This window comes from Moraxella bovis (genome assembly GCF_002014975.1).
Lineage (GTDB): Bacteria > Pseudomonadota > Gammaproteobacteria > Pseudomonadales > Moraxellaceae > Moraxella > Moraxella bovis.
Map to the genome: position 1 here is coordinate 44,070 of NZ_MUXV01000008.1, position 10,617 is coordinate 54,686.

Sequence of the window (10,617 nt, forward strand, 5' to 3'; positions counted from 1 at the left end):
ATGAATGTTAAAAAGGGGTATTGTAACCGATTTTGGCAGATATTTAAATTTGATGATTAAAATTCTTACCAGTCAGCTAGCCCCCAAAACTCTTCCTAAAACTTTGCGGACTGACACCAAAACGAGCCTTAAACTGCATTCGCAAATTGCTTGCCGTGCCAAAACCTGTCTTATCTGCGATGATTTCAATCGACAAATCCGTGCTTTCCAAATAGTCTTGCACTTTTGCCAAACGCTTGGCGGTCAGCCACTGGCTCAAAGTCATTTGCGTGGCGGTTTTAAAATAGCGGTTAAAACTTCTTTTGGACAAATGCACCCTGTTTGCCAAATCGTCCAATTTATGATTGTCCGCCAAATTGTCGCTTAAAAATTGCAATAACTCATTGATTTCTTCGTCTTTGGCGTGGCTAATCGGGCTGATGGCATTAAATTGGGCTTGCCCGCCTTCACGGTGTGGTGCGGAAACCAAATGTTTGGCAAGTTCATTAGCAACCTTCACCCCATGCAGCGTACGAATAAAATACAAGCAACAATCCAAGCCCGCAAACGCCCCTGCCGAGGTCAAAATATTGCCGTCATCAATATAAAGCCGATTGCTATCTAGTTGAATATGCGGGAATTTTTCTTTAAATGCCCGCTCGCCTGCCCAATGGGTAACCACCGTTTTGCCCTGCAGAATATCAGCAAAAGCAAGCACAAAAGTGCCATAACACAGCCCGATGATTTTTTTGCCCTGTGCGTGGGCGATTTGCAGTTTTTGGCAGAGTTTGGCATTTGGCACATCGCCCACAAAGCCACTAATAACAATGATGTCCGCCGTGTCCAATAGCGACAAATCGCCAGTTACCGCAATTTTTGTCCCAAATTCACTTAAAATCGCCTTGCCATTGTCGCTACATACCGCAAAATCAAACAGCTTTTGCCCTTGATAAGTGGCTTGAAACAGCGAAAAGGGAATGTTAAAGACAAAATCGTTACAGCCGTTTTGGGCGTAAAGGACTAGGGTTGGGGGAGTACATTTATTCATTATCATTAACTTCTACTTGATTAACAATAAAAGCCATAAAAGTTTTGTATTTTGTTTCAGAGAAATCATTTTTAAAAATAAAATCAAAAAAATGAATTAACTATAAATCGCAATATATCAAATAGAAAAATTGTCATATAGAAAAATATAACAATAAAAATCATAAAAATAGAGATAAAATAAAAATTTATAATTAACTGTGCAAACACAACTTCTGGATTATCTGGTTTTAGTAAATTGATTAGCATAACAGCTGACATTGATAAAAATGCAACAATCAATCCAATAATTCTTGGTTTTGCATCAGTTTGATAAGTGAATTTCCTCCAATTAAATTTATAAATTGTTGGATAGCCATCTCTATATTTTTTCCAATCTTCAAATTTTTTTTAAAGTTTCAATAGTTGCATAATTTTTACCCAAATTTCTTATCATCCAGTCATTTCTCACTTCGTAAATTGAAGAGAACTCACAAGAATATTTTTTATTATGATGATTTATAATACTTTTCTCATTATATTTTAAAATTGAAAAATATAATATCATTGTTATAAAGTATATTATAATGGAATAAAAATTTATATTATTAAATTCTTGTGGTTTTTTATAAAAATCCAAAATTGATAAAACAATAAAAATAAAAAAATTGGTATCAAAAACCAATATTTCTTTTCTAAATTCCTTAAAGAAAATAAGTTTGCGTAAAAATCGTTAATTAACTGCAATGTTTTATTTTTATAATAATAAACAGCTTTCTTGGTCTGAGAATATTTTTTTGGCAAAAGCAATATTGACTGAGGTTGTTCGTATTTATTAAAAATCATATTTTTAAAATTTTTCATAAAAAACCTGCTTTAAAAGCTAAATTTTACCAGCATCAATCATAACATAAATTTTAAATTTTGGCAAAATCCTTGTGTTGATTGGCAATATTGCCTATTTTAGCATAAGGTAAAAATCATTAAAATACGCCCATTATTTAGCCAAACTAGGAAAACCCTATGAAAACCGCCCTACTTATCATTGATGTGCAAAACGAATATTTTGCATCCGCAGGCGGCAAATTTGACCAATTTAATGTGGACACCATCGCCCAAAACATCGCAGGTACGCCAAAACTGCCGAGCAAAACGGAGAGCTTGTCATTGGCGTTCAGCATTTAATGGCAAAAGATTATCCGCTGTTTGCCGAAGGCTCACACGGTGCAAAACTGCATTCATCGGTTGCGGGCATTTTGGCAGATAAGCCTTTGGTGCAAAAGAGACACGTCGACAGTTTTTTAAACACCAATTTGCTTGAAATCTTGCAAGAAAACGGCACCCAGAAAGTGGACATTTGTGGCATTATGACCCAAAACTGCGTAACCCACACCGCACTTTCTCCCCTTGCTAAAGAGTATAAAATCCGTGTGTTATCAAGCCTTTGTACCGCACCGACCGAGCTGATTCATCAAATCGCACTTGGGGCGTTGGCGGATAGAGCGTGGATTGAAGTGGTTTAAATTTGATAAAAAAACACCGTTTAATATTTGAAATTAAACGGTGTTTTTATATTCAGGCTGCCTGAATTTTCCCCAAAACAAACTCCACAAACACCCGCACAATCGCAGATGGATACCGCTTTGAAGCATAGAGCATAAACAGATCATAATTAGGCTTTTTAAGTTCTGGCAAAATTTCCACCACACGCTTATCTTTTATCCACTCATTTGCCGTACAATCAGAAATTTGCCCAATCGCCTGCCCCTCTAAAACCATATATTCCACCGCATAGGCATCATTGCTGGCAAACAAAAACGGCAAGGCGATTTTCTCTTTATTCATTTGAATGACGACTTCGTTTTCGCCATTTTTTGCCCAAGTGGCAATGGGGAAATTTTTCAGCTCTTTCAAGGTGCTTGGCGTACCAAAACGAGCCAATAACTCGGGGTGAGCTACCCATTTTGTGCCGAGCGTGGCGACTTTTTTGGCGATAAAATGCTCGCCGTGCAAATTGCCAATCCTAAACACCACGTCAATGCCATCAAGACTTAAATCCAAAATGCGTTCAGTCATCGTGGCGTGAATTTGCACATTGGGGAATTTTTGCCCAAATTCGCTAACCCACGCCAGCACAGGTTCGCATTTGGGTGGTGCGGAAATCCGCAAAATGCCTTTTAAATTTTGCTCATCATCAAACAACACTTGCTTGGCATTCAGCAAATTATCAATGGACAAATCCACTTCCTCATAGAGTTTTTGTGCCGCCATTGTTGGTTTAACGCCTGATTTTTGGCGGTCAAAGAGTTGATTTGTAAGGATTTTTCCAGCTCGGCAATTTGACGGCTAATGGTGGCAATCGGCACGCCCAATTTTTCAGCCGTTTTGGAGAGACTGCCGTGTTTAATCACGGAGACAAATAGGGATAAGGCGTTTAGGTTTATTGGTTTCGTAGAAATAGGTCTAAATTATGAGTCTGACTTTGCAAAACATATTGTACTGGCTTACCTTGTTTAACAATAATATTTTCATCAATCAAACGATTAAGCCAAGATTTAATTTGGGAGCTAGAAACATTTAATAATTCAGCCAGCTCTTTTTCTTTTTTGGGTTCTTGTAAATTTTGTTCAATCAGTTTTTTAACCAATAAAAATAACTCTTGTTCTGGAGATAAATCAAAATTCGTCTGTGTTATTGATTTTTCGTTAGGGGGTAAATGTATTTGTGGTTTTGGCGTATTTGTTGCAAAATTACCATTAAAAATATCTAAAAATAATTGTGTATTGCTTGGATTACTCCACCACAATGCCCCTTTATTCACCAAGGCATTTAACCCTGCATTTTCAGTACCAGTTGAACGGACATAAATCGGAATTTGCTTGTATTTGTCTAATTGTTCAACGGCACCTGCCCAAGTTCCCCCTTTATTTAAATCAGAATTAATAACCAAACCAATGTCCGAAAGTGCATAAATATATTTATTGCGTTGCATTGCATTGCCGACCATAAAACGAGATTTAGGGTCGCACGCAGAAATCAGTACCAAACGATTTTCTTGTAATGCGGAGCGATTTGTAGCATTCAAAGCCACCTTCTCCAAACTGTCTGCCAATACACCACAAACAACACCGCCAACCTGTAAAGCTCCTTGCATTGCCGTCAAATCCGCCCCTTTTGCTCCGCCAGAGATAACCATTTTGCCAGATTGTGCGGCTAAGTGAGCAATATTTTGCGTATAAGCAATCAATTCATTGTCAATATTGCGAGAGCCTACAATCGCTATCCCACCTAAATTGAGCAAATTAACATCGCCACAACCATATAATATCGGCGGAGCTTGCTCCCCTAAACGAGTTTTCAAACGACTTGGATAAGTTTTATCTGCACGACTGATGACCCAAATATTACGAGAATACCAATAATCAAGAGTTTGGCTTAATAAAAAACCTCTTTGTAATAATTGCTGGATTCGCTCATATTCTAATTTTCCATAATCAGCTAAAATATTACTTAACTCTTCACCCAGTAAATCCGCAGGCTGTTTATGATGATTTTTTAAATAAACAGCCAACTGATGATATTCTTTATTGCTTAATAATTTCACATCATTTTGACTTTTTCCCAATAATAGTGGTGCGGTTAAAAGCAAAATAGCCTTGGTATTATCTGAAACAAACATTTCTTATTCACCTTGATTGCTGGTTTGAGAAAGTACAAGTGGGAATACTGCACCACTACCATTAGATTTTAAAAGGTAGCTACATATGGTTAAAGTCCAGCGAGAATCCACCATATCATCAATCAACAAAACGGGTTCTGACAATGGATTATCACTCAACTGAAATACGCCATCTAAATTATGGGCTTGCATATGGCTATTTTGCATCATTTTTTGTGGCTCAGTTTCTTTGATTTTTTGGATTACTGGCATAAATGGCAACCCCAATTTCATTGCCAACCGCTCAGCAAAATCAGGCACCAATGCAGGGTGCCTCAAAGACGGTACGCAAGTTACCCAAGTTGGTTTTGGATTGGGTTGCCAACGTTCAATCATTTCACAACAGGCATTCACCAATTCATCTGAAAAATGATTGTCTTGATACTTTCCTTGTCTGACCAATTTACCCCAGCCAGCATCGCCCCAAATGGATAATGCACGCCCTTCTTCCGCTTGAAAATCTGGATTGATATTGCCTTTTTGCGAAAATTGTGTTGAACCGCCTGTTGCCCATTTCTTTCTAGGTTCAATAATCACATTGCTTCTGTGCAAAAAATAACTGGCTTGTTGAACGAAAGTTGGGTGAATAAAAGTTGGTAATGGCGGTAATTGAGGGGGTATAATTTGCTGTGTATCACCATCAAGTGCATTTACCAAAAATGCCATATGCTGACCAAATGGTAAATCAACATAATTTTTCATTTGTTGATGTTCATTTTTTCTTAATTCTGTAAGGCGATTAACCCTTTGCCAAAAATCACTAGATAATGTGGCGGAAGTTAATTGCCATTTCGTACCTTGGTTAACCAAAGGTGCTGGTGATTCTAATGATAAGATTTTTAATGCTTTGCTAATTCTACCTTGACTTAAATTGATTTTATTTTGCAATTCATTTAATGATAATCCATTTGGTGATTGTTGCAAGACATTTAATGATAATCCATTTGGTGATTGTTGCAAGACATTTAAAATTTGATCGACTTCATTTTGCTTTGGGAAAGCACTGTCAATAAAAAACGCACTGATTTCATCATCTTCTATACCGCTCAATAATACACCATAAGCGTGTGATAATGCTCTTCCTGCTCGTCCAACTTGTTGATAATAAGCAACAACAGAATTTGGCATTTGATAATGGATGACAAATCCCAAATCAGGTTTATCATACCCCATTCCCAAAGCAGTTGTGGCAACCAATGCTTTGACTTGATTGTTGAGTAACTTATCTTCCAGTTCAATCCTTTTATCGCCACCTTCGCCTGTATAGGCTTCTACATCAAAACCTTGTAATTTCAGCCAGTCAGTAACTTGATTGGCGTCTCTTACTGTTAAAGTATAAATAATGCCACTACCTTGTAAATGAGGGAGTTGTTCAGCCAGCCACGCCAAACGCTCAATTTGACTAGGCAATTTAATGGTCTGTAAGGTTAATGACGGACGATTTAAGTCTCCTCTTGAAACTTCAATATTGGGTCCTAAAATGGCAATAAGGTCGTCCATTACACGCTGATTGGCGGTTGCTGTGGTTGCTAAAACACGCAAATTGGGCGGTAAGTATTTAATAATTCGTTCAATTAGGCGATAATCAGGGCGAAAATCGTGCCCCCAATCTGAAATACAGTGTGCTTCATCAATAACCAATAAACCAATATTCCCAGCAATTTGACTCAAAACATTATTGATAAAGTTCTGATTTGCCAATCGTTCAGGTGAGATTAAGACGATATTCACCCGACCTGAAATAATCTCTTGTTCTATTTGCTTCCAATCATCGGTATTTTCCGAATTGATACTTACCGCTCTTAAGCCCATTCTTTTTGCTGCCGCAATTTGGTTACGCATTAACGCCAATAATGGCGAAATAAGTAGCGTAATGCCAGCACCTGATTCTCTTAATAATTTTGTTGCAATAAAATAGACAAAACTTTTTCCCCAACCTGTTTTTGTACCACTAACAGTCTTTGTGTATTGGTAACAAGATGAGCAATTGCCTCCTCTTGTCCATCACGAAATTGAGCATTTGGATTGTTTGAACCTTGTCTTAATAACTCAAGAGCACGACCTGGATTAAAATGTATCATATTTTATTCCTTGGTTGGGATTTTGAATATTATAGATTTTTTTTGACAATTTTTTCAAATGCCAACTTTCCATTTTTAAAAACCAACTTTCCAAAAACCGCCATGCTTTTATCAAGTCTAAAATTTTATAATATGCCCATTCCATTAAAACCAAAGAGAAATATTATGAAAAAATTCAAAACCACCACCATTGCCCTGACCTTTTCCGCTTTGGCATTGGCACTGTCTGCTTGCCAAATCACCCCATCAAGCCAAACCACCACCCAAAGTGCCAACACCGCCATAGACCAAGCCATCAGAGCCAACAGCAAGGCAAGCACCCAGCACACAAAGCAAATGGCAACTGCCAATAAACTCAATCACATCAGCTATGCCAATGTCGCTTATGACAACATCAACGAACGCCAAAAAAATGGACATTTATTTACCCAAAAATCATCGGGGTAATGTCCCTGTCGTGTTGTACCTTCACGGTGGCGGATTTATCACAGGCGACAAACTGGAAGTCATGGGCGGTTCGCACAAAAAATGTAGAAGAAATGATAAAACGCCTGCTTGACAATGGTTATGCGGTGGTGTCGGTGGGTTATCGCTTTTTGCCCGATGCCTTGCTTGACGAAATCAGCAATAATGTAACAAAAGCCTTTGAATTTGTGCGTAAAAATAGCAAACAATACGGCTTGGAAAGCAATCGCATTACGGTAATGGGCGAAAGTGCGGGCGGACATTTGGCACAATGGCTTGCCGTAACGCAGGGCAAACACATTAAGGCGAGCTTGCCCTATGATGGTTCTGCCGATTTTGTCAATATGACCGCCACCACCAAAGCCCAGCCCCAATGCGAAGCGACAAATTAGGCAAATGTGATACAAGCCGACATTCCCTAAGATTTTGATTTGAGTGCCTATGCCGTTGGCGAAAAATACGGCTCGCCTGCCTTTATCAAAAAAGCCACCGCATTAAGCCCCATTTATCGGGTTTCCAAAGACACGCCACCGACTTTAATGTTTCACGGCAACAATGATTGTGTGGTGGCTCACGAACAATCGGTTCGCTATTTGAAAAAATGCAAGCATATCAAATTCCTAGCGAACTGGTTATCCTAGAAGGCGAAGGACACGCCACGCCCAAATTTTGGACAACACCCGCCTATCAAGAAAAAGTGTTGGCGTTTTTAAAAACCTATTTGTGATGAATTGAAAGAGAAAGCACCCCAAAGGTTAGTGTGTGAGTGGCGAGCTTTGGGGTGGGGTTCAATTCTCACTTGGACGGCATTTTAAAAACACTTTTAAATACCACCTTAACGCAAACTATGCAAAAAGTGCATATGGCGATGATATTGGCTTACGATATCATTGATGACCCCTTCACTGCTCCACCCCATGATATCATAGTCTTGTCCGCCTTCGCCCAAATGCACTTCGGCACGGTAGTAGGTCTGGGTGTCGTCATCGTTTGTGGTACCTGTGTCGTCATCGCTATGGACAAAGTCAGGCTGTGCATGGCTTGACAGGCGTACCTTATAGACAAAGTCAATCTCACTGCCGTGATTGGCAAGTAGCACCACACTGCCTGATTTTTCATTTAAGACCTTAGCGTCCACGCCCAAGCCCCGTAGCTCTTTTGCCACATCTTCACACGCCTCTTTGACGGTGGTGTCAATAAAACGGCTCACCGCAGAGCGACTTGGGAAGTTCATGATGACGTGCAGTCTTTCACGCCATACGCCACCGCCTTGAGCAGGTAGTGGCACGCTTAGGTTTTGTTGTAGGATTTCTTGCTTTTGGGCGTCCACGTTCAGAGCCTTTAACAGCCCATACATCGCAATCATCAGCACTGTTACAAAGGGTAAGGCACTGGCGATTGCCATGGTTTGCAACGCCCCAAGACCGCCTGCCAGTAGCAAAGCAATCGCCACCACGCCTGACCCGACTGACCAAAACAGACGATAACGCACCCCACGACTGCCTTTGCCGTGCGAGCAAAGCATATCCATGACGAGTGCCCCAGAGTCGGCAGACGTGATAAAAAACACGATAATCATGGCAAGGGCAACATAGCTAAACAGCCCCGACATGGGAAACTCTTCTAAAAAGGCAAATAAGGACAGCGATACGTCTTTGTTAATAACTTCGCCGAGCATGGTGTTGCCTTGATTTAAAATCATGTCAATGGCGGAGTTGCCAAACACCGTCATCCACAAAAACGTAAAGCCAGCAGGGACAAATAGCACCCCAAGCACAAACTCACGAATGGTACGTCCACGAGACACACGAGCGATAAATAGACCGACAAACGGAGCCCAACTAAGCCACCAACCCCAATACAAAATCGTCCAACCGCCAAACCAATCGGTCTTGTCATAGGCATATAGGTTAAAGGTCAAGCCAACAATGTTTGAGATGTACGAGCCGACATTTTGCACGTACGCTTGGAGCAAAAATACGGTAGAGCCGCCCAATAGCACAAAGAGCAGTAGAACCACTGCCAAGCCTAGATTAAGCTCGGATAGCATTTTTACGCCCTTATCCAGTCCCGACATCACCGAGACAGTCGCCAACGCACAGATGATGGCAATCAGCACCACTTGGCTTGCTGTCCCCACAGGGATGAACGAGAATATATGATTAAGCCCCGTATTGACCTGCAACGCCCCATAACCTAGGGAAGTCGCCAAACCAAACAGCGTCCCCACCACCGCAAACACGTCCACCGCATGACCGATAGGGCCAAAAATCTTATCACCGATAAGCGGATATAATGCCGAACGCAACGTCAAGGGCAGGTTATGCCGATAGGCAAAAAACGCCAAAATCAGAGCCACCACCGCATACACCGCCCAAGCGTGCAAGCCCCAATGGAAAAAGGTCAGTCGCATGGCTTGGCGAGCAGCGTCCACCGTGCTACCGTCTCCGTGTGGCGGATTTAAAAAGTGCATGACAGGTTCTGCCACACCAAAGAACATCAGTCCAATGCCCATACCTGCCGAAAACAGCATGGCAAACCACGAAAAATTACTATAATCAGGGCGAGAATGGTCAGGGCCAAGCTTGATGTTACCGAGTTTGGATAAGCCCAAATACACGCTAAACAGCAAAATAATCGCCACCGTCAGCACATAGTACCAACTGGCATTATTCACAATCGCTGATTGCACCGCCTTAAAGGTCTTGTCTGCAAGTTCAGGCAATAAAATGGCAAACAAACTGATAAAGGCAATCAGCTCTGCCGATGTCAAGAACACAGGCGGATTTAGTCCGTGCTTGTGTTTTTTGGGTACAGGCGTACTCATATTACACTCCTATTGTCAATGGTAGTGCAATAAAATATGGATAAACGCCTAAATGATTAAAAACGATTGATAAACACACCAATCCTATTCATATTTGATTGCACCAATGGGGTTAATTTTGAGCAACATTTGCACAAATTTGTTAATATTCAAAGGATTGTAACATAATTTAGCCAAAAAATAAAATTTGGTTGGGGTTTTGCAGGCTTTTTATGGTGTCAATAAACATCTTTAAAAAGTGTGCTGGTATAGGTAGGTATTGTCAAGGGAAGGATGGCAAATGTGCGTCAAAAGCATACATGACAAGCCTGCCAAGCAGTTTGTAATTTAGGCAGGCTGTAAATACAAGAACTCCTGTTGCGAGCGGTTTATTTGGATTGGTGTGCTTGTACCCACCCCACAACACGTCCCACCTGCTCTTTATAATCACTCATTCTATGATCGCCCCCGTCTTGGGCGACAACGTCCGCCCCACAACTTTTAAAAAATGCTTGGGTGGCGTGAGCGTCTAATAGCTCATC

Annotated in this window: 15 protein-coding genes; 7 read left to right on the top strand and 8 right to left on the bottom strand. The window is 40.6% G+C overall.

The genetic code is table 11. From position 1 onward, the window contains the following. Positions 1-76: 76 nt before the first annotated feature. Both B0182_RS02420 and B0182_RS02425 read right to left on the bottom strand, forming a co-directional pair. On the bottom strand, positions 77-1,033 hold the full coding sequence (locus B0182_RS02420; protein ID WP_078273426.1) for a GlxA family transcriptional regulator: 957 nt from the start codon (positions 1,031-1,033) through the stop codon (positions 77-79). Between the two features lie 572 nt (positions 1,034-1,605). After that, positions 1,606-1,869 (bottom strand): hypothetical protein, encoded by a 264-nt coding sequence (locus tag B0182_RS02425; protein WP_078273427.1) that lies wholly within the window; start codon positions 1,867-1,869, stop codon positions 1,606-1,608. A 159-nt stretch (positions 1,870-2,028) separates the two neighbouring features. Here B0182_RS02425 and B0182_RS14175 point away from each other — a divergent pair, with 159 nt between their 5' ends. Continuing rightward, positions 2,029-2,190 (top strand): hypothetical protein, encoded by a 162-nt coding sequence (locus B0182_RS14175; RefSeq protein WP_158079600.1) that lies wholly within the window; start codon positions 2,029-2,031, stop codon positions 2,188-2,190. After that, positions 2,190-2,528: an isochorismatase family protein gene (locus B0182_RS02430; RefSeq protein ID WP_244893631.1), complete on the top strand. Its 339-nt coding sequence runs from the start codon at positions 2,190-2,192 to the stop codon at positions 2,526-2,528. Before B0182_RS14175 ends, B0182_RS02430 begins: the two co-directional genes overlap by 1 nt. Before the next feature lie 52 nt (positions 2,529-2,580). Here the strand turns inward: B0182_RS02430 and B0182_RS02435 are convergent, their stop codons facing one another. The 5 genes from B0182_RS02435 to B0182_RS14745 are packed head-to-tail and all read right to left on the bottom strand — an operon-like array spanning position 2,581 to position 6,804. Continuing rightward, positions 2,581-3,276 carry a substrate binding domain-containing protein gene (locus B0182_RS02435; protein WP_169836091.1) on the bottom strand — a complete coding sequence of 232 codons (696 nt, stop codon included), beginning with the start codon at positions 3,274-3,276 and terminating at the stop codon, positions 2,581-2,583. Beyond that, positions 3,222-3,416, bottom strand: coding sequence for a helix-turn-helix domain-containing protein (locus B0182_RS14505; RefSeq protein ID WP_208624071.1), 195 nt, complete (start codon positions 3,414-3,416; stop codon positions 3,222-3,224). Before B0182_RS14505 ends, B0182_RS02435 begins: the two co-directional genes overlap by 55 nt. A gap of 29 nt (positions 3,417-3,445) precedes the next feature. Next, complete coding sequence (locus B0182_RS02440) at positions 3,446-4,684, bottom strand: DNA-processing protein DprA (RefSeq protein ID WP_078273429.1); 1,239 nt, start codon at positions 4,682-4,684, stop codon at positions 3,446-3,448. Positions 4,685-4,687: 3 nt separating this feature from the next. Next, positions 4,688-6,634: a DEAD/DEAH box helicase gene (locus B0182_RS02445; RefSeq protein ID WP_244893633.1), complete on the bottom strand. Its 1,947-nt coding sequence runs from the start codon at positions 6,632-6,634 to the stop codon at positions 4,688-4,690. Continuing rightward, positions 6,616-6,804 (bottom strand): hypothetical protein, encoded by a 189-nt coding sequence (locus B0182_RS14745; protein ID WP_244893632.1) that lies wholly within the window; start codon positions 6,802-6,804, stop codon positions 6,616-6,618. Before B0182_RS14745 ends, B0182_RS02445 begins: the two co-directional genes overlap by 19 nt. Positions 6,805-6,969: 165 nt before the next feature. Here B0182_RS14745 and B0182_RS02450 point away from each other — a divergent pair, with 165 nt between their 5' ends. The 5 genes from B0182_RS02450 to B0182_RS15080 are packed head-to-tail and all read left to right on the top strand — an operon-like array spanning position 6,970 to position 7,996. Next, entirely contained in the window at positions 6,970-7,251 is a 282-nt protein-coding gene (locus B0182_RS02450; protein WP_078273430.1) for a hypothetical protein, read from the top strand. Continuing rightward, positions 7,181-7,363 carry an alpha/beta hydrolase gene (locus B0182_RS15305; RefSeq protein ID WP_420873727.1) on the top strand — a complete coding sequence of 61 codons (183 nt, stop codon included), beginning with the start codon at positions 7,181-7,183 and terminating at the stop codon, positions 7,361-7,363. Before B0182_RS02450 ends, B0182_RS15305 begins: the two co-directional genes overlap by 71 nt. After that, the gene (locus B0182_RS02455) at positions 7,278-7,661 is read left to right on the top strand and encodes an alpha/beta hydrolase fold domain-containing protein (protein ID WP_420873728.1); all 384 of its coding nucleotides are present in this window, start codon (positions 7,278-7,280) and stop codon (positions 7,659-7,661) included. The genes B0182_RS15305 and B0182_RS02455 overlap by 86 nt, the downstream gene beginning before the upstream one ends. A gap of 39 nt (positions 7,662-7,700) precedes the next feature. Further along, positions 7,701-7,910, top strand: a complete 210-nt coding sequence (locus B0182_RS13800; RefSeq protein ID WP_112741823.1) for a hypothetical protein — start codon at positions 7,701-7,703, stop codon at positions 7,908-7,910. After that, positions 7,871-7,996 carry a hypothetical protein gene (locus tag B0182_RS15080; RefSeq protein WP_264675969.1) on the top strand — a complete coding sequence of 42 codons (126 nt, stop codon included), beginning with the start codon at positions 7,871-7,873 and terminating at the stop codon, positions 7,994-7,996. Before B0182_RS13800 ends, B0182_RS15080 begins: the two co-directional genes overlap by 40 nt. A gap of 108 nt (positions 7,997-8,104) precedes the next feature. Here the strand turns inward: B0182_RS15080 and B0182_RS02460 are convergent, their stop codons facing one another. Continuing rightward, the gene (locus B0182_RS02460) at positions 8,105-10,096 is read right to left on the bottom strand and encodes a BCCT family transporter (RefSeq protein ID WP_078273432.1); all 1,992 of its coding nucleotides are present in this window, start codon (positions 10,094-10,096) and stop codon (positions 8,105-8,107) included. Between the last annotated feature and the right edge of the window lie 521 nt (positions 10,097-10,617).